The organism is Streptomyces rectiviolaceus (assembly GCF_039533825.1).
In the GTDB taxonomy this organism is placed as follows: Bacteria; Actinomycetota; Actinomycetes; order Streptomycetales; family Streptomycetaceae; genus Streptomyces; species Streptomyces rectiviolaceus.
In genome coordinates, this window is the sequence record NZ_BAAAUG010000022.1 from 168,364 (window position 1) to 187,072 (window position 18,709).

Consider the following 18,709-nt stretch of genomic DNA (forward strand, 5'->3'; position numbering starts at 1 on the left):
AGGGCCCTCCGGGCCATGCGTCCGGCCGACTCCGGGAGGCGTGTGATCAGGCGCGCGGTTACGTTGAGCGTGACCGGTCACTCAACCGCTGACGCCCCGCGCCCTTCGTCCATATCGTGAGGAGGGCACACGCCGCCGTGCCGGTCCACACCGCCGTGACGTCCGGCCGGCCGTCAACCTGTGAAGGAGCAGCCATGGGCGACCCCGCGGTGAACCCGCCCGCACCCGCCGAACCGGCCTCCGATGCCGAACTGCAGGCGATGGAACGGTATTGGAGGGCCGCCAACTACCTCTCGGTGGGGCAGATCTATCTGATGGACAACGCCCTGCTGCGGCGCCCCCTGGCGGCCGAGGACATCAAACCGCGCCTCCTCGGCCACTTCGGCACCTCACCCGGGCTCAACCTCGTGCACGTTCACCTCAACCGGGTCATCAAGGCGCGGCAACTGGACACCGTCTGCATCTGGGGCCCCGGGCACGGCGGGCCAGCAGTACTCGCCAACTCCTGGCTGGACGGCACATACACCGAGACCTACCCCGACGTCACCCGCGACGGAGAGGGAATGGCCAGGCTGTTCCGCCAGTTCTCGTTCCCCGGCGGAGTGCCGAGCCATGTCGCCCCCGAGACACCCGGATCCATCCACGAGGGCGGCGAGCTGGGCTACTCCCTCTCGCACGCCTATGGCGCCGCGTTCGACAACCCTGACCTGCTGTCGGTGTGCGTCATCGGCGACGGAGAGTCCGAGACCGGGCCGCTGGCCGCCTCCTGGCACTCCAACACCTTCCTGGACCCGGTGCACGACGGCGCGGTTCTGCCCATCCTGCACCTGAACGGCTACAAGATCGCCAACCCGACGATCCCGGCCCGGCTGCCCGAGAGCCAGCTCGACGACCTGATGCGCGGCTACGGATACGAGCCCGTACACGTCACCGGCGACGACCCCATGACGGTCCACCGCGACTTCGCTGCCGCCCTCGACCGCTGCCTCGACCGCATCGCCGCGATCCAGCGCGAGGCCAGGGCCGACGGAGACGCCGAGCGCCCCAAGGACACCTCCGCTCCCCGCTGGCCCATGATCGTGCTCCGTACGCCGAAGGGCTGGACCGGCCCCAAGACGGTGGACGGCAAGCCGGTGGAGGGCACCTGGCGCGCCCACCAGGTACCGCTGTCCAACGTCCGCGAGAGCGCCGAGCACCGCCACCAGCTGGAGGAGTGGCTGCACTCCTACCGGCCGGAGGAACTGTTCGACGCCGAGGGGAGCCCGGCCCCCGGGCTCGTCGACATCGCCCCGCAGGGCGCCCTGCGCCTCGGCGCCAACCCCCACGCGAACGGCGGGCTGCTGCTGCGCTCACTGCCGCTGAAGCCGCTCGAGGAGTTCGCGGTCGACGTGGACAAGCCGGGCGCCACCCTGAACGAACCGACTCGGGTGCTCGGCGGCTACCTGCGGCAGGTGATGGCCGACACCGCCGAACGGCGCGACTTCCGGCTCGTCGGCCCGGACGAGACCGCCTCCAACCGGCTCGACGAGGTCTACGGGGCCTCCGGCAAGGCCTGGCAGGAGGAGATCCACGACGTCGACGAACACCTCTCACGGCACGGGCGGGTGATGGAGATCCTCTCCGAGCACACCTGCCAGGGGTGGCTCGAGGGCTACCTCCTGACGGGACGTCACGGGCTGTTCTCCTGCTACGAGGCCTTCGTGCACATCGTCGACTCGATGGTCAACCAGCACATCAAGTGGCTGCGCACCACCCGCGAGTTGCCCTGGCGAGCACCGATCGCCTCGCTGAACTACCTGTTGACCTCCCATGTGTGGCGCCAGGACCACAACGGCTTCTCGCATCAGGATCCCGGATTCATCGGGCACGTACTCAACAAGAGCCCGGAGGCAGTGCGGGTCTACCTGCCGCCGGACACCAACACGCTGCTGTCCACCGCTGAGCACTGCCTGGCCTCACGCGACTACGTGAACGTGATCGTGGCCGGCAAACAGCCCGGCTTCGACTGGCTGAGCCTGGACGAGGCACGGGCGCACTGCGCGCGGGGTGCCGGGGTGTGGACCTGGGCCGGGAACGAGCCTCCCGAGCGGGAGCCGGACGTCGTACTGGCCTGCGCGGGGGACGTGCCCACGCTGGAGGTGCTTGCGGCCGCGGGCCTGCTGCGCACCCACCTGCCGGACCTCGCGGTGCGCGTGGTCAACGTGGTGGACATCGCGCGGCTCATGCCGGAGGGGGAGCATCCGCACGGCATGCCGGACGCGGAGTTCGACGCGCTGTTCACCCGCGACAAGCCGGTGATCTTCGGCTTCCACGGCTACCCGTGGCTGGTGCACCGCCTCGCGTACCGGCGCGCGGTCCACCCGCACCTGCATGTCCGCGGATACAAGGAACGGGGCACGACCACCACGCCCTTCGACATGGTGGTCGCCAACGACCTCGACCGCTACCGATTGGTCATCGACGTGATCGACCGGGTGCCGGGTCTGGGCGTCCGCGCCGTCGAGGTGCGCCAGCGGATGGAGGACATCCGGCTGCGCCACCACGCTTACGTGCGTGAGTACGGTGTCGACCTGCCGGAGGTGCGGGACTGGTCCTGGCAGGACTACGCGGGCGGCGGATGAGCCTTCGCCGGTTGTCTCCTGGGGGGGAGCGGGCTCAAAGCCATGTCGTCGCCGGCCAGATGGTCACGGCCGCGGCGAGGAGGAGCGTGATGTTGAGGGCGATCCGACGGTCTCCGCGGTTCAGGTGAACCCTGGTCGCCCCGATCTGCAGGACCACGAACCCGATGGCCGCGGCCAGGGCCAGCCAGGGGGCGACGCCGGTCAGCGGCGGGAGGACCAGCCCGATCGCGCCGAGCACTTCGGCCAGCCCGATGGCCCTGACGGCCGCCATCGGGGTGGTGTCCACCCAGGCCATCATGGGCCGAAGCCGCTCCCGGCTCTGGAACAGCTTCACCCCGCCCCCGTAGAGGTAGAAGAGAGACAGCAGTCCGGCAAGGGTCCAATAGGCGACGTTCATGATTCCCCTCGGCCGTCAGCTGAAGTCGGTGGCAGGCTCGGTGGCGTAACGGCTCATCACCAGCGTGCCCGCGGACGCGTCGTAGTTCTGCTCGCCGACCGTGAACCGCACCGATCCGGAGACGATGTAGAAACCCTCGTCATGCTGGGCGTGGCGGTGTTGCGGCGGTCCGGGCGTGTGCGGCGCGAGGACGGATTCGGCGAGGCCGATGCGGTGCCCGGTGTTGCTGCCGTCCTCGAGGACGCGCAGTCGCGTGGTGCCGAGGACGATCGTCTCGCCGTCGCCCGGACCGACCACCGAAAGGGCAGGGGCTGTCATCGGCGTACTCATCGGCTCACTGGTCTTGGGTTCGTCGGTCATGTCTCGATTTCACTGCCAGTGCGCCGTGACCGTCCAAGACCTGTTCCGTCGCGCCGATACCGCGCGGGTATCGTCGCAGCATGGAGCTACGAACGCTGCGCTATTTCGTGGCGGTCGCCGAGGAACTCCACTTCGGCCGGGCCGCGGCCCGGCTGCACATGAGTCAGCCGCCGCTGAGCCGGGCGATCAAGCAGTTGGAGACCGAGGTTGGCGCCGCGCTGTTCGACCGATCGTCCGTCGGGGTCGCTCTCACCGCGGTGGGCGCGGTGTTGTTCGAGGAGGCGCGCGCTCTGCTCGACCAGGCCGACCGGGTACGCGTACGCGTGGCCGCCGCGGCAGGCGCCGCGACCGTCACCGTCGGCATCCTGGGCGACAGCACTGATGCGGGCGTAACGCGCCTGGCCGACGCCTACCGCCGCCGGCATCCGCGGGTCGAGGTGCGCATCCGCGAGACCGACCTGACCGACCCGACGTGCGGGCTGCGCGCCGGACTGGTCGATGTCGCCCTGACCCGGGGGCCGTTCGACGAGACCGGCCTGACCGTACGTGAACTGCGCGCCGACCCGGTGGGTGCGCTGCTGCGCGCCGACGATCCGCTGGCGCGCCGGGACAGCCTGATCCTCGCCGATCTGGCTGACCGTCGCTGGTTCGTCTTCCCGGAGGGCACCGACCCCCTCTGGCAGTCGTTCTGGAGCGGCGGAGAACCTCGTGAGGGGCCGGTCGTGCGCGCCGTGGTGGAGTGCAGGCAAGCCGTTCTCTGGAACGGCACCGTCGGCATGACTCTCCTGGGCCACGAACAGACGGCGGACGGGCTCACTGTCGTGCCGTTGATCGACATGCCTCCGAGCCGCGTGGTGGTGGCATGGAATGAGCGCGACACGAATCCACTGATCCGCTCGTTCGCGCAGACCGCGACAGCCGCCTACCGGGACTGAGTGCTGAGAGCGCTGAGCGCTGAGTGTTGAGTGGTGAGTGGTGAGTGCTCCGGGCGTGGCGGGCGTGGCCGTCGAATATTCCGTGCCGTGCCGTCGGTGAGGGTGCAGACTCCCTGCATGGTGGACATGCGGGCGTTCCGGGACGCGGTCAGTGGCTGGGCGGCCGGCGGGCCCGGCGGACCGGCGAGTGATCTCGCCGTGCGGGTGGGGGTGCGGACGGCGGTGCTGGTGGAAGGGCCGAGCGACCGCGAGGCCGTCGAGGCGCTGGCCGCACGGCGCGGCCGGGACCTGGCCGCCGAGGGGGTGTGCGTCGTGTCGATGGGCGGGGCGATGAGCATCGGCCGCTACACCGAGCTCCTCGGGCCACCCGGCCTCGACCTGCGCCTGGCGGGGCTGTGCGACGTGGCCGAGCAGCGCTTCTACGACCGTGGTCTGGAGCGGGCACGGGCGCCGCGCGAGGACTTCTTCGTGTGCGTGTCGGACCTGGAGGACGAGCTCATCCGTGCGCTGGGCACGGCACGGGTCGAGGAGATCGTCCGGGCGGCGGGCGACCTGCGGGCCTGGCAGACCTTCCTGCGCCAGCCCGCACAGCACGCCCGCCCCCGGCAGCAGCAGTTGCGGCGCTTCCTCGGCACGAAGAAGGGCCGCAAGATCCGCTACGGCCGCCTCCTCGTGGAGGCCCTCGCCCCTGAGCAGACACCGGCGCCGCTCGACGACCTGCTCACGAGCCTGTGAGCAGTTGTCTGTCTGTCATGCGGCCGTCGCCTCGATGAGGCAGAAGGGATCCGCCTGCGCCAGCGGGGTCACCGACATGAGGGACAGGCCTGCCCTGCGGCACACGTCCTCGAAGTCGGCCCGCGTCCGCTCCCTGCCGCCCACGTTCACCATCATGTTGAGGTCGGTGAGGTAAGTGAGGTCGGCGGCTTCGGAGTTGACGACCTCGGGCAGGACGGGCTCCACGATCAGGACGCGTCCTGCGGGCGGCAGCACCTCGCGGCAATGGGTCAGGATGGTGACTGCCTGTTCGTCCGACCAGTCGTGCAGGATGCTCTTCATCAGGTAGACGTCGGCGCCTTCGGGAACCGAGCGGAAGAAGTCCCCGGCCACCAGGGAGCATCGCGTCGTGAGCCCCTGGCGCTCCAGTGACGCCGGTGCCTGGGCCAGGCCCTCCCCGGTGTCATGGATGACGCCCGTCAGTCCCGGATGTTCGCGCAGTATCGCGCTCAGCAACGTGCCGTCACCGCCACCGACGTCGGTCACCATGGTGAAGCGTCCGAAGTCGAAGGCGCGCGGCAGGACGGCGGCCGTCGCCCTCGCGGCCTGGCTCATGGCCGTGTTGAACTCCGCGGACAGGTCGGGGAATTCCTTGAGGTGGCTGAAGAAGTCCTTCCCGAAGATCGCGTCGAAGGCGACGTCCCCGGTCCTGACACTGTCGTCCAAGTGCTCCCAGGCGCGCAGCATCGTCGGCTCAGTGAACATCCGTACCAGCGAGGTGAGCGAGTCGGGCCGCCCGGGGTCCAAGGTGGCGCCTGCGGGTGTCACCGAGAAGGAGCCCGCGGTGTGTTCGCGCAGCAGGCCCAGGCTTGCCAGGGCGCGCAGCAGCCTCGTCATGGGCTGGGGAAGCGCTCCGGCTTCGGCGGCCACTTCGGCGGCCGACCGTTCCTTGTCGCCGATCAGCTCCACCAACCTCAGCCGGACGGCCGCGCGGACGGTCTGCGCGGCCAGGCTCCCGAACACCAGCTGTGCGACGACCTCACGGACGTCTTCTGTGCTGTCTGCGTCGTTGTTGTCTGCGTCGTTGGTCGTGGTGTTGCGCGTCATCATCTCTGCTCCCCTTCGGCTGCCATCGGCCTGTGCCCTCGACTCTGCCGAGGTCGGCGGCGAGCGTCTTGGACGAATGTTCCCCGCCGGTGGAGCCGCGCGCCGAGACGCCATCAAGCCGTCCGGGCGGATGTCCGGATGTCCGTATGTGACAGGGAATCGTCATTGCGGCCATCGATGGCGGACGTGAGGATGGGGTCATGTCCACTCCGCACCGTGTCGTCATCGCGGTCTTCCCCGATGTCGATCTCCTCGACGTCACCGGCCCGGCCGAGGTCTTCGCGCTGGCCAACCGGGAGACAGCGGGCCGCGCCGACTACCGGGTCCGCCTCGCCGGGCCGGTCGCCGGTGAGGTCCGTACGTCGGCGGGGGTGCGGCTCGTGGCCGATCTGGGCTTCGAGGAGGTCCGCGGGCAGGTGGACACCCTGCTGGTGCCCGGAGCGGTCGACATCACCGAGGAAGGACCCGTCGCCCGTATCGACGCGGACGTCGTGGAGTGGGTGAAGGCGACCGCCCCGCAGGCCCGCCGAGTGGCGTCGGTGTGCGTGGGGGCGCACGTGCTGGCCGCGGCCGGACTCCTCGACGGGAAGACGGCGACCACCCACTGGTCGACCGCCGCCCAGCTGGCCGCCGAGCATCCGGCGATCACGGTCGACCCGGACCCCATCTTCGTACGCACCGACCGAGGCCGGTTGTGGACCGGGGCCGGGATCAGCGCCTGCCTGGATCTCGCTCTGGCGCTCGTGGCCGAGGACCAGGGGGAGGACGTGGCCCTGTCGGTCGCCCGGCAGCTGGTGATGTACCTCAAGCGGCAGGGCGGTCAGAGCCAGTTCTCGGTGCCGCTCAGTCGTCCCGCCTCCGCCCGCCGCGACATCGACGAACTGCGCCTGTGGATCGCCGAGCACCTCGACGAGGACCTGTCGGCGGCGGCGCTCGCGGCCCGGATGTGCCTGAGCGAGCGGCACTTCGCCCGGGTGTTCAAACAGGAGACGGGCACCAGCCCGGCCGATTACGTCGAAGCCGCCCGCGTAGAGGTGGCGCGCCGTCTGCTGGAGACCACCGACAGTCCGCTCGACCAGGTCGCGACCGCTGCCGGTCTCGGTTCGGTGGAGACGCTGCACCGGGCGTTCAACCGGCAGCTCGCCACCACCCCGGCGGCCTACCGGCGCCGCTTCCGCGTCCAGACCGCCTGACCCACCCTCTTCACCCGTCAACAGCCGCCCGTCAACGCCCCTTTGGCATGCGGCGACCCCTGCGGCTTCGCCATGCCGCATGCCGTGATTCACCACGAAACAACGAAACAACGAAACAGCGAAACAACGAACCCGAAAGGCACTCCATGAGCACGCACACGAACCAGCCCTCCACGACCCTGCGCGGCGTGATCGGCCTGGACGACCAGCCGCCCCTGCTGAGCGAATCCGCCCTGATCATGATCGACTTCCAGAACACCTACCGCACCGGCGTCATGGCCCTGGACGGCGCCGAGACGGCGCTCGCGGCGGGCGCCCGCCTCCTGGAGCGCGCCCGCGCCGCGGGGATCCCGGTCGTCCACATCCTCAACGACGGCGGCGAGGACACCCCGTACGACATCCGCGCCCACATCGGGGCCATCAGCGACGAGGTCGCCCCGGTGGACGGCGAGGCGGTCGTGGTCAAGCAGTTCCCCAACTCCTTCCACGCCACCGAGCTGGAGAAGACGCTGAGCGACCTGGGCATCGCCCCGGGCAGCGGCAAGGATCTGGTGCTCGCCGGCTTCATGACGCACATGTGCGTCAACTACACCGCCCAGGGCGCCTTCAACCTCGGCTACCGCCCCACCGTGATCGCCGAAGCCACGGCCACCCGCGCCCTCACCGCCCCTGACGGCACCGTCCTGCCCGCCGCCGCGCTCCAGACCGCCGCCCTGACCACCATCACCGACCTGTTCGGCACCGTCGTCCCCACCGTCGACGCGATCCCTGCCTGAGCCCGGGCGTGGTGACGTAGGCCACGTAATGACGAGGCGTCGACCTGGGTAGGAGCGGCGTGATCGCCTGGGCTCGAGCCCGGGAAGCACCACGGGAACCACGGAGGTATCCATGTCCTCGAAGCGACGTCGCAAGAAGAAGGCCCGCCGCAAGAACGGCGCGAACCACGGCAGCCGCCCCCAGTCCTGACGGCGGGCGCGGCGATCGGGGGCGGCACCTTGTGGTGCCGCCCCCGAGGCATTTCCCGGGAGCACCGCACCGCGCGGACCGAACCGGTCAGGAATCGAGAAGCGCCGCCCCTGAGCCAGATCTAGCGTGATGGCCATGGACGTCACCATTCACGCGAGCTTCCTCCCGCACAACGACCCGGACGCCTCCCTGGCCTTCTACCGCGACGCCCTCGGCTTCGAGATCCGCCACGACGTCGGGTACGACGGGATGCGCTGGATCACCGTCGGCCCCACCGACCAGCCCGGCACATCCATCGTCCTGCAGCCGCCTGCCACCGACCCGGGCATCACCGATCCCGAGCGCCGCACCATCGCCGAGATGATGGCCAAGGGCACCTACGCGGGCATCCTCCTGGCCACGGCCGACCTCGACGGCGCCTTCGCGCGGCTGCGGGCCAAGGGCGCCGAGATTGTCCAGAAGCCGACCGAGCAGCCCTACGGCGTCCGTGACTGCGCCGTCCGCGATCCCGCGGGCAACATGCTCCGCATCCAGGAGCTGCGCTGATCCGGACGGGCGCCCCCCACTTTCGGCACCGTAGATCAGACAGACGGCGAACCATTGCCGCAAGCACGCCGACGACGTAGAACCTGACGTACTGCTCGACGATGATCAGATCGAGCCAGGCGGCACGACGGAGACCGCGCAGGCGGCTCCGCCCGACAGATGGAGACACGCACCATGAGCCCCGCCAAGAGAAGGAACACGCAGTCGCCTGCGCTCCACGCCGCCGACAGTCACGACTTGATCCGTGTGCACGGCGCGCGCGTGAACAATCTCAAGGACGTCACCATCGAGATCCCCAAGCGCCGCCTGACGGTGTTCACCGGAGTCTCCGGCTCGGGCAAGAGCTCGCTGGTGTTCAGCACGATCGCCGCGGAGTCGCAGCGGATGATCAACGAAACCTACAGCGCCTTCCTGCAGGGCTTCATGCCGACCCTTGCGCGCCCCGAAGTCGACGTACTCGACGGGCTCACGACCGCGATCATCGTCGACCAGCAGCGGATGGGCGCCGACCCCCGCTCCACGGTCGGCACCGCCACCGACGCCAACGCGATGCTGCGCATCCTCTTCAGCCGGCTCGGCAAGCCGCACATCGGCCCGCCGAGCGCGTACTCCTTCAACACCGCGTCGGTCCGGGCGAGCGGCGCGATCACCGTCGAGCGCGGCAACAAGACCAAGGCGCAGAAGGCGACCTTCAACCGCACCGGCGGCATGTGCACACGCTGCGAGGGCCGGGGCTCGGTCTCCGACATCGATCTCACCCAGCTCTACGACGACTCGAAGTCGCTCGCCGAGGGCGCGTTCACCATCCCCGGCTGGAAGTCGGACAGCCAATGGACCGTGCAGGTCTATGCCCAGTCCGGCCTCGTCGACCCGGACAAGCCGATCCGCAAATACACCAAGAAGGAATTGCAGGACTTCCTCTACGGGGAGCCGTTCAAGGTCAAGGTCAACGGCGTCAACCTCACCTATGAGGGGGTCATCCCCAAGATCCAGAAGACGCTCCTGTCCAAGGACAAGGAGGCGATGCAGCCGCACATCCGCGCGTTCGTGGAGCGTGCGGTCACCTTCACGGTCTGCCCCGAATGCGACGGCACCAGGCTCACCGAGGGCGCCCGCTCCTCGAAGATCAAGCGGATCAGCATCGCCGACGCCTGCAGGATGGAGATCCGTGACCTGGCCGAATGGGTGCGCGGCCTCAAGGAACCGTCGGTGGCGCCGCTGCTCACCGCCCTGCAGCAGACCCTCGACTCTTTCGTGGAGATCGGTCTCGGCTACCTCTCGCTCGACCGTCCTGCGGGCACGCTGTCGGGCGGCGAGGCACAGCGCGTCAAGATGATCCGCCACCTCGGCTCCTCGCTCACCGACGTCACGTACGTCTTCGACGAGCCCACCATCGGCCTGCACCCCCACGACATCGAGCGGATGAACAACCTGCTGCTGCGGCTGCGGGACAAGGGCAACACGGTCCTTGTCGTCGAGCACAAGCCCGAGGCCATCGCGATCGCCGACCACGTCGTCGACCTGGGGCCCGGCGCCGGTACGGCGGGTGGCGCCGTCTGTTTCGAGGGCACCGTCGACGGGCTGCGGGCCAGCGACACCGTCACCGGCCGCCACCTCGACGACCGGGCCACGCTCAAGGAGACGGTGCGCGAGCCCACCGGCACGCTGGAGATCCGCGGCGCCACCCGCCACAACCTGCGGGGGGTCGACGTCGACATTCCGCTGGGCGTGCTGTGCGTCGTCACCGGTGTCGCCGGCTCCGGCAAGAGCTCACTGATCCACGGCTCCGTCCCTGCCTCCGCGGGCGTGGTCTCGGTCGACCAGTCGCCGATCAAGGGTTCACGGCGCAGCAACCCGGCGACGTACACCGGACTGCTCGAACCGATCCGCAAGGCGTTCGCCAAGGCCAACGACGTGAAGCCGGCGCTGTTCAGCGCCAACTCCGAGGGCGCCTGCCCCAATTGCAACGGCGCCGGTGTCATCTACACCGACCTGGGGATGATGGCCGGCGTCGAATCCATCTGTGAGGACTGCGAGGGGAAGCGGTTCCAGCCGTCGGTCCTCGAATACACCTTCGGCGGCCGTGACATCAGCGAGGTGCTCGCGATGTCGGTGACCGAAGCCGAGCAGTTCTTCGGCGCGGGCGAGGCGCACACGCCGACCGCGCACAAGATCCTCGACCGGCTCGCCGATGTCGGGCTCGGCTACATCAGCCTCGGCCAGCCCCTCACCACGCTGTCCGGCGGCGAGCGGCAGCGGCTCAAGCTGGCCACCCACATGGCAGAGAAGGGCGGCGTCTACATCCTCGACGAGCCGACCACAGGACTGCACCTCGCCGACGTCGAGCAGTTGCTCGGACTGCTCGACCGGCTCGTCGAGTCCGGCAAGTCGGTCATTGTCATCGAGCACCACCAGGCGGTCATGGCGCACGCCGACTGGATCATCGACCTCGGCCCCGGCGCCGGCCACGACGGCGGCAAGATCGTCTTCGAGGGCACACCCGCCGATCTCATCGCCGACCGCTCCACTCTCACCGGCGAACACCTCTCGGCGTACGTCGGCACCTGAGCGTCACGGTTTCAAGAGCGAGCCCATTGCTCGACTGTCTCTCGACGGAAACGACCGGCGCGAGGGCGGCGTTGCCGGGAGCGGAAAGGATCGTTGTACCGGGCATGAGCGATGCGGGGAACAGGGTTCCTTCGCCGCGGCCGCCCCGCGCCGGGACAAGGGCCGGTGGCGGGGAAGCTCCTTCGCAATCCCCCATCTACGACGCGCTGGTGCGTGAGTGGCGTGCCGAGGGCCGGGAAGTGCCGCGGGCGCCCGCACCGCGCTCGCGCTGGGAGCGCGTCGATCCGCAGGACCTGTTCCACAGAGGCTGAGGAGAGGCTGAGGCTGACCGGCTGCGAGTGCCGCGGCGGGCGAGTGCTCGGTGAGCATCCGCGTGGCGTCACGTGAGCGGGGTCGTGGGATGGGCGTGGGTGCTGAGCCAACGGCAGATCGCGAGGGCGACCGTGTCGTCGAGTGTGCTGAGCTCGTCGATGGCCTTGGCGTCGTCGGGGTGGGGAGGGATCCCGGCCCTGGTGAGCGTGGCGTGCAGGCTCAGGCGGTGCCGGTCACGGGGCGTCAGCACGGCCGGGGGCGCCATGTCCAGACGCTGCGTCGGGTCGGGCGGAGGCAGCAGGAAGTCGGCCTCCGCGTCCCAGTTGACGGTCGGCAGGATGGTGGCAGGTGAAGTCATGGCGGCTTCCTCACGACGGGCGGGCAATGCCTGTGTCGGACAGGAAGCGGGCGGGCGGCCATCTGGTTGCACCGGGCGGGCCAAGACACCCGAACGCGGTAACAGCCAGGCGCCGCGCTGCATATCAGCTGCATATCAACTGCCCGCGGAGGCTTCTCGAGCGGTTGGGAGCATGCCGTTCCGGGAGGCGGTTTTGGGCGTGGACGGCGTGCGGCGGCGGCCGTGATCGCGTTGCGTCGAAGAGCGTCAGCGAGGCATCAGTGAGACGTGAGCGGGACGCCAGCGCGGGGACCGAAGCTGTGAGCAGACCAGTTGCTGCACATGGCATCGACCACATCATCCGGGGAGCCCCCACATGCGTACCTCCACCCGCCGCCCTGCCGTACTCGCCGCAACCGCCTTCGCCGCGCTCGGTCTGACGCTCACCGCCTGTGGCGGCGGCGACGGCGTGAAGGACGAGGGAGCCGCCTCGGCCTCGCAGTCCACCGGTACCGGAACGGGCACCGGCTCCGGCTCCGGCTCCGGCAAGGAGGACGCGGCCGACGGCGGCGAGGACACGAAGGGAGGCGCGGGCACGGATGCGGCCGGTGCGGACATAGCCGGTTCGGACACAGCAGGCTCCGCCGCGCAGACCGGCGCCAAGAAGAAGCCCGGTACCAAGGCTCCGGTCTGTGCCGCCGACGACGTGAAGATCTCCGCGGCCAAGCAGGACGGCGCACCCACCACGCACATCACACTCACCGCCACGAACGTCTCGGGCCACGCCTGCACGCTGCTGCAGTACCCGCTGATCGCCTTCGGCGACATCCAGACCGCCAAGGACGTTCCGGCCGTGGCCAAGAGCAAGCCGAGCACCCCGGTCGTGCTGAACGCAGGCGCCCCGGCCTACGCGGCCGTGCGGATCAACAACGGCGGCGTCGACGAGACGAATCGCGCCGTCACCTCTTTCCACGTGAACCTCTTCGCCGCCGACGGCCCCGCCGAGGGCAGCAAGGCCGTCACCGCGCCCAAGGGCGGCATCGCGGTTGACGACGCGGTCGCGAAGACCGGCTACTGGACGCCCGAACTGCGCAACGGCGCCGACGAGTTCTGAGTCGTCGCACCACGGGGGTGACTGGCGCGAAGGTGCACCCGGACCCCGGTCCGGGGTCACCGTGTGTCGGCTCCTCCCACGGGAGTACGCCCAACTCCTGTGTATGACACGTGAGTTGGAGAAACTCCGGCTCGTGGGATGAGTCGCACGGCCCGCTCGGCAAGGAATGATCCTTCTTGCCCGTTGATGCCGATCGGAAGGACCGTCCACATGCAAAGACGCCCGCTCGTCCCGCTGCTCGCGGTGAGCGTGATGGCGGCTCTGGCTCCTGGCCTTGCCGCTACCTCCGCCACAGCAAGTCCCTTGACACGCTCGTCACCTGACGTGGCCTCAGCGGATGCGCTGCGCCCGTACACCCAGCAGAAGCCGGTCTGGAAGCGGTGCGGTGCCGATACTCCCGCCGCCCTGCGGTGCGCGACGCTGAAGGTTCCGCTGGACTACCGGCACCCCGGCGGCAAGAAGATCGACATCGCGATATCCCGGCTCAAGACCAGCGCCCCCGGCAAACGCCACGGCGTGCTGCTCTCGAACCCGGGCGGCCCGGGCGGCCCCGGTCTCGAGATGCCGCTCGAGCTGGACGCCCAGCTGCCCCAGCAGGTGAAGGACCGGTACGACCTCATCGGGTTCGACCCGCGCGGAGTCGGCCGGAGCACACCCGTCCAGTGCGGGCTCAGCCCCGAGGAGAACACGCTGCTGCGACCGCTGAGGACGTTCGACAAGAACGTCGCCTGGGCCAAGTCGGTGGCCGACAAGTGCCGTACGAAGGCGGGGGACACGCTTGTCCACATCAACACCCGCAACACGGCACGCGACATGGACGTCCTGCGGGCGGTCCTGGGCGAGCGGAAGATCTCGTACTACGGGGTGTCGTACGGCACCGCCCTCGGCGCCGTCTACACGCAGATGTTCCCCCGGCGCGCCGACCGGTTCGTCCTCGACAGCGCCGTCGACCCGAAGCGGATGTGGCGCGGGATGTTCCGGATCTGGGCCCCGGAGGCCGAGCGGGCGTTCCAGCGGTGGACGAAGTGGACCGCCGCGCGTGACGCGACGTACCGACTCGGTGCCACACCGGCCGCGGTCGGCAAGAGCTTCTGGGATGTGGTCGCGAGGGCCGACCGCGATCCCATCGTCGTCGACGGGGCCCCGCTCGACGGCGCCGGGGTGCGGGAGCTGGTGCGAAGGGAGTTCTTCACCGTCCGCGACGCGGCCGAGCGGGTCGTGAAGCTGAAGGAGGCCGCCGGGGGGAGGGCGGCGCAGGGCCTGGATCTTCGTGAGCCCCCGCCGGAGCCCGACATCTCGGCCACCGTGACCGTGGTGTGCGGCGATTCTTCCTGGCCGCGCGACCCCGAGACGTACCGCAGGGACTCGATCCGTGACGCGGACCGCTACCCGCTGTACGGGGACTTCGCCGCCGGCGTCATGCCGTGTGCCTTCTGGGACAGGCCCGTTGAGGCCACCACCGAGGTCAACAACAAGGTCCCGGCGCTGATCGTGCAGAACGAGTGGGACTCGCAGACCCCACTGGTCACCGCACGCGCCCTGCACCGGCAGATGAAGGGCTCGCGGATGGTGACGGTCGACGAGGGTGAGGGCCACGGCGTCTACACCACGAACCCGTGCGCGGACTCCGCTGCCAACTCCTATCTGGCCACCGGCAAACTCCCGGCTGCCGACGTGACGTGCCAGGCGGCCCCCGGCAAGCAGCGGGCGGCGTCCTCGCTCCCGGCCCCGGGGCCCCTGGGCTGACCTAGCTGACCTCCGGCACACCGGCTGGTGACCGTGGCGCCGTCAGCGGCCGGTGGATCCGTCGATCTGCTCGCGGAGGATGTCGGCGTGGCCCGCGTGCCGACCGGTCTCTTCGATCATGTGCACCAGGACCCATCGCATCGAGGGCGCCGCTCCTCGGCGCGGGGGCCGCGGGGCGGGAAGTGCCAGATCCGGGCAGGCGTCGATGACCTGGTTCGCTCGCTCGACGGTCTTCCGGTAGTCGGTGAGCACGCCGTCGACGGTGTCCTCCGCGGACGGCCGCATGGTCGCGGGCCAGTCGTCGGCATCCTCACCGAGGAAGTAGAACCGTTCGACGTACGCCAGATGCCTGAGCAGCCCGAGAAGGCTGGTACCCGAGGGCACTTGGCCCGTGCGGACCTGTGGTTCCGGCACGCCCACGACCTTGCCCGCGACCGAGTTCCGCAGCTGGTCGAGGAAGCCCCGCAGCGTGGCCTTCTCGTCGGTGTGGTCCGGTCGGTCAGTCATCGGTGCTCATCCGGCCTTTGTCCGCGGTGAGTTGGAAGAGCAGGACGTTGTCGATGACGGTGGCGGTCTCGCCGGATGGCCCGGTGGCCGAGCGACGGGGCATGTCGGCGCGCAGGACGGACCAGTACGCGGGGTCGAGATCGAGTTCGGCGGCGATCTCGGTGGGTGTGGGGTAGTGGATGTCGGGGTCCTGGTCCCACGACCAGGGCGCGGTGGAGCCGTGGTCGACGATCAGCAGCAGTCCGCCGGGTCGCAGGGCCCGTGCGGCGGTGCGCAGGACTCGGCCGCGGGGCAAGGGGAGCGGGGTCTGGAAGTACTGGGTGGAGACGAGATCGAACCGGCCTGCCGGGAAGCTTCCGGCCAGATCGTGCTGTTCGGTGGCGACGCGGTCCGCGACGCCGAGCTCGCGGGCACGTGCCCGCACTCGTTCGACGGCGGTCGTGGAGATGTCCACGGCGGTGATGTGCCAGCCCTGCCCGGCGAGCCAGATCGTGTCGCCGCCCGCGCCGCAGCCCAGGTCAAGGGCGGTGCCGGGGCGCAGCGGCGCGGCGGTCTCGGCGAGCAGCGGGTTGACGCGTGCGCCTCCGGTGGGCCGGGTGCGGTAGTGCCGCTCCCAGAACTGCTCGGCATCCGCGTCCGCCGCGACCTGATGGTTCGTGGCGTCGGTGGTGGGTCGTCGGCGTCGGGTGGAATCCATCTGAGGTGCCCTTCGTCGGCCGGCGCGCCGAGCGTGATCCGAAATCCGGTACGCACTCGCGCCGAGTGTGACCCGAAATCCGATACGCACCTTCGGCGCCGGTGATGTACCGACAGCATCGGCACCGACGTTTCACCCTTGCAAGAAAAGTTGCGGATCCGCATCATCGGGCCATGGACAACCCCGCAGAAGACGTCTTGGCCGGAGTCGGGCCGCGTCTGCGTGCCCTGCGCCGGGCGCGGAGCGCCACGCTTGCGGCGCTGGCAGACGAGACCGGCCTCACGGCGAGTACCCTGTCCCGCCTTGAGAACGGCAAGCTCCGCCCGACACTGGAGCAGTTGCTGCCGCTGGCCCGCGCGCACGGAGTCCCGCTCGACGATCTCGTCGCGGCGCCGCCCACCGGCGACCCGCGCGTCCACCTGCGGCCGGTGCGGCGAGCCGGCCTGGTGATGGTGCCCCTGACCACACGGGCGGGCGGCATCCAGGCCTACAAGGTGATCTATCCGCCCGCCGGCCGGGCATCCACCTTGAACCTGCAGACCCACGAGGGATACGAGTGGTTCTACGTCCTCGACGGAAGCGTCAGGTTCCTGCTCGGCGAGCGGGAGTTCCGGCTCGGCGTCGGCGAGGCCGCGGAGTTCGACACGGGCACACCGCACTGGATCGGCAGCGCCGACAGCCGGCCCGCGGAGCTGCTCGCCCTGTTCGGCGCGCAGGGGCAGCGCGCCCACCTGGCACCGTCCGGCCGGTGACCCACGGAGCTGTTGCGTGCCGATCGGCGCCGCGGGGGCGAAACCATGGAACCGAAGGCCGCGTACAACCCTTGTGCCCCATCCGGTGTCGAACAGGGCGCCGGACAAGGAACGGGCCCTTTCCGGACACCCTCGCACCTGCCCGGCCACTTCCTTAACAGGAGCCGCTCGTGCGCAAGAACCGTTCGGCCGCCCTCACCGCGGCCTCATTCCTCCTTCTCACCGGGGCCTGCATCGCCGCTGCCCCCTCCGCTGTGGCAGGCACCCCCGGGGGTACGCACGCCAACGACCGCAACAGTGACTTCAACGGCGACGGATACGAGGACGTACTGGTCGGAGCCCCCGGGGCGACGGTCAGCGGCCAGAAGGGCGCCGGTCTCGTCACCGCCCAGTACGGCTCCTCCAGAGGCATGGGCACCACCTCCGTCGACCGGTTCAGCCAGTCGACGGCCGGGGTCGCCGGCGCCGCGGAGGCGGGAGACGGCTTCGGGACGGCCGTCGCCACCGGTGACCTGGACGGGGACGGCTACGACGACGCGATCGTCGGCATCCCCGGCGAGGACATCGGCGACACGGCGGACGCCGGTGGTGTCGCGATCCTGTGGGGCTCGAAGGAGGGCCTCAGCGGCGCGGCCAGCGACTGGCTCGAGACCCAGGAACCCACCAAGGGCGAGCAGTTCGGCCTGAGCCTGGCCGCGGCGCACCTGACCGGCGAGACGCCGGGCGACGTGCTCGCCGTACTGGACCGTGACGACCTGGAGCTCTTCGCGTACGACGCCGCACCGCAGGCAGACGGGCAGGCCCCGCTGCGGCGGCAGGCGACCGAGCGGCTCTCCGCGGCGGCCGAGGGGCGCGACATCCTGCCGAAGTCGCTGACCACCGGCGACTACGACGACAACGGATACGCCGATCTCGTCGTGTCCGGCGTGTCTGTGGGCGACGAGCCGGGGCACGGCTGGTCCGCGTACTTCTCGGGGAACGCCGACGGCCTCGCGTACGAGCGCGATCTGCGCGGCGGGCCCGCGGCGGCGTCCGGCGACATCAACCACGACGGCTACGACGACCTGGTGACCGGCGAGCCCAACTCCCCCGACGACGGGGGCGAGACGCAGACCGGCGGCCTGGTGGGCGTCCGCTACGGCGGCGAGGACGGACCCTCGCAGGACGTCAAGTGGTGGACGCAGGACACCGCGGGCGTACCCGGCACCGCCGAGCGCGGCGACGGCTGGGGCGCCGATCTGTCCGTGGCGGACACGGACGGCGACGGCTACGCGGACGTCGCGATCGGCGCACCGGGCGAGGACATCGGCACGGTCGCGGACGCCGGAGCGGCCTGGGTGCTGCGCGGCTCGGACGCCGGCCTCACGGCGAGCGGCGCCAAGTCCTGGGACCAGAACTCCGCGGACATCCCCGGCGTGGCCGAGAAGGGCGACAAGTGGGGCGCCCAGGTGCGCCTGACGGACCCGAACCGCGACGGCCGCTTCGGTCTCCTGGCCGCCGCGCCCGGCGAGAACCTCGGTGACGGAGTGGTGTGGGTCCTGTCCGCGGGAACCGGCGGCGTCACCGCGTCGGGCTCCTGGACGTACGGCGCGGAATCGCTGGGCGCGCCCGGCAAGGGCGCGGCGTTCGGCGCGGCGATCGACGAGTAGCCGCCGACGGCCCGCGACGGGCCGTCCGGCAGCCCGTCCGAACGCGGTCGTGAGCGGCCTACGTATGATCGCGGCCATGTGCTCACGACTGCGTTCGGAGGCTGAACAGGCATGACAGAGAGCCGTGTTGTCATCGTCACGGGCGGCGGAACGGGCATCGGCGCCGCCACGGCCAGGCAGCTGCGCGC

Annotated in this window: 17 protein-coding genes and 1 pseudogene; 12 read left to right on the forward strand and 6 right to left on the reverse strand. The window is 70.2% G+C overall.

Translation table 11 applies throughout. From position 1 onward, the window contains the following. The first annotated feature begins 194 nt into the window (after window positions 1-194). Window positions 195-2,621 carry a phosphoketolase family protein gene (locus ABD378_RS06540; protein ID WP_344519471.1) on the forward strand — a complete coding sequence of 809 codons (2,427 nt, stop codon included), beginning with the start codon at window positions 195-197 and terminating at the stop codon, window positions 2,619-2,621. A gap of 34 nt (window positions 2,622-2,655) precedes the next feature. Here the strand turns inward: ABD378_RS06540 and ABD378_RS06545 are convergent, their stop codons facing one another. Continuing rightward, a complete protein-coding gene (locus tag ABD378_RS06545; RefSeq protein WP_344519473.1) occupies window positions 2,656-3,018 on the reverse strand; it encodes a DoxX family protein in 363 nt (120 codons plus the stop codon). A 54-nt stretch (window positions 3,019-3,072) separates the two neighbouring features. Then, a pseudogene (locus tag ABD378_RS06550) lies at window positions 3,073-3,378 on the reverse strand (cupin domain-containing protein); the annotation flags it as partial. A gap of 80 nt (window positions 3,379-3,458) precedes the next feature. On the opposite strand from ABD378_RS06550, the gene ABD378_RS06555 reads away from it, so the two are divergent. Both ABD378_RS06555 and ABD378_RS06560 read left to right on the forward strand, forming a co-directional pair. Then, window positions 3,459-4,313 (forward strand): LysR family transcriptional regulator, encoded by an 855-nt coding sequence (locus ABD378_RS06555; protein ID WP_344519474.1) that lies wholly within the window; start codon window positions 3,459-3,461, stop codon window positions 4,311-4,313. Between the two features lie 117 nt (window positions 4,314-4,430). Beyond that, on the forward strand, window positions 4,431-5,048 hold the full coding sequence (locus ABD378_RS06560; RefSeq protein ID WP_344519475.1) for a TOPRIM nucleotidyl transferase/hydrolase domain-containing protein: 618 nt from the start codon (window positions 4,431-4,433) through the stop codon (window positions 5,046-5,048). A 15-nt stretch (window positions 5,049-5,063) separates the two neighbouring features. Here the strand turns inward: ABD378_RS06560 and ABD378_RS06565 are convergent, their stop codons facing one another. Then, on the reverse strand, window positions 5,064-6,137 hold the full coding sequence (locus ABD378_RS06565) for a methyltransferase (RefSeq protein WP_386542923.1): 1,074 nt from the start codon (window positions 6,135-6,137) through the stop codon (window positions 5,064-5,066). Window positions 6,138-6,334: 197 nt separating this feature from the next. Between ABD378_RS06565 and ABD378_RS06570 the strand changes: the two genes are divergently transcribed. From ABD378_RS06570 to ABD378_RS06585, 5 genes are all read left to right on the forward strand, one after another. Then, the gene (locus ABD378_RS06570; RefSeq protein ID WP_344519476.1) at window positions 6,335-7,327 is read left to right on the forward strand and encodes a GlxA family transcriptional regulator; all 993 of its coding nucleotides are present in this window, start codon (window positions 6,335-6,337) and stop codon (window positions 7,325-7,327) included. Between the two features lie 146 nt (window positions 7,328-7,473). After that, window positions 7,474-8,103 (forward strand): cysteine hydrolase family protein, encoded by a 630-nt coding sequence (locus ABD378_RS06575; RefSeq protein ID WP_344519477.1) that lies wholly within the window; start codon window positions 7,474-7,476, stop codon window positions 8,101-8,103. Window positions 8,104-8,215: 112 nt separating this feature from the next. After that, window positions 8,216-8,293: a 50S ribosomal protein bL37 gene (locus tag ABD378_RS44140; RefSeq protein ID WP_370443954.1), complete on the forward strand. Its 78-nt coding sequence runs from the start codon at window positions 8,216-8,218 to the stop codon at window positions 8,291-8,293. A gap of 135 nt (window positions 8,294-8,428) precedes the next feature. After that, window positions 8,429-8,839: a VOC family protein gene (locus tag ABD378_RS06580; RefSeq protein WP_344519478.1), complete on the forward strand. Its 411-nt coding sequence runs from the start codon at window positions 8,429-8,431 to the stop codon at window positions 8,837-8,839. Between the two features lie 174 nt (window positions 8,840-9,013). Continuing rightward, on the forward strand, window positions 9,014-11,407 hold the full coding sequence (locus ABD378_RS06585; protein ID WP_344519479.1) for an ATP-binding cassette domain-containing protein: 2,394 nt from the start codon (window positions 9,014-9,016) through the stop codon (window positions 11,405-11,407). Window positions 11,408-11,786: 379 nt separating this feature from the next. Here ABD378_RS06585 and ABD378_RS06590 read toward each other — a convergent pair whose 3' ends face one another. Then, window positions 11,787-12,077, reverse strand: coding sequence for a hypothetical protein (locus ABD378_RS06590; protein ID WP_344519480.1), 291 nt, complete (start codon window positions 12,075-12,077; stop codon window positions 11,787-11,789). Window positions 12,078-12,432: 355 nt separating this feature from the next. Between ABD378_RS06590 and ABD378_RS06595 the strand changes: the two genes are divergently transcribed. Further along, window positions 12,433-13,170 carry a DUF4232 domain-containing protein gene (locus tag ABD378_RS06595; RefSeq protein WP_344519481.1) on the forward strand — a complete coding sequence of 246 codons (738 nt, stop codon included), beginning with the start codon at window positions 12,433-12,435 and terminating at the stop codon, window positions 13,168-13,170. Between the two features lie 210 nt (window positions 13,171-13,380). After that, on the forward strand, window positions 13,381-14,916 hold the full coding sequence (locus ABD378_RS06600) for an alpha/beta hydrolase (RefSeq protein WP_344519482.1): 1,536 nt from the start codon (window positions 13,381-13,383) through the stop codon (window positions 14,914-14,916). Window positions 14,917-14,958: 42 nt separating this feature from the next. On the opposite strand, the gene ABD378_RS06605 is transcribed toward ABD378_RS06600, so the two are convergent. Together ABD378_RS06605 and ABD378_RS06610 are read right to left on the reverse strand one after the other, a co-directional pair. Further along, window positions 14,959-15,423: a DinB family protein gene (locus ABD378_RS06605; RefSeq protein WP_344519483.1), complete on the reverse strand. Its 465-nt coding sequence runs from the start codon at window positions 15,421-15,423 to the stop codon at window positions 14,959-14,961. Then, the gene (locus tag ABD378_RS06610; RefSeq protein WP_344519484.1) at window positions 15,416-16,120 is read right to left on the reverse strand and encodes an SAM-dependent methyltransferase; all 705 of its coding nucleotides are present in this window, start codon (window positions 16,118-16,120) and stop codon (window positions 15,416-15,418) included. The genes ABD378_RS06605 and ABD378_RS06610 overlap by 8 nt, the downstream gene beginning before the upstream one ends. Window positions 16,121-16,293: 173 nt before the next feature. On the opposite strand from ABD378_RS06610, the gene ABD378_RS06615 reads away from it, so the two are divergent. Both ABD378_RS06615 and ABD378_RS06620 read left to right on the forward strand, forming a co-directional pair. Continuing rightward, window positions 16,294-16,872 carry a helix-turn-helix domain-containing protein gene (locus ABD378_RS06615; protein WP_344519485.1) on the forward strand — a complete coding sequence of 193 codons (579 nt, stop codon included), beginning with the start codon at window positions 16,294-16,296 and terminating at the stop codon, window positions 16,870-16,872. 170 nt (window positions 16,873-17,042) lie between these two features. Further along, window positions 17,043-18,521 carry an esterase gene (locus ABD378_RS06620; RefSeq protein WP_344519486.1) on the forward strand — a complete coding sequence of 493 codons (1,479 nt, stop codon included), beginning with the start codon at window positions 17,043-17,045 and terminating at the stop codon, window positions 18,519-18,521. The last annotated feature ends 188 nt before the right edge of the window (window positions 18,522-18,709 follow it).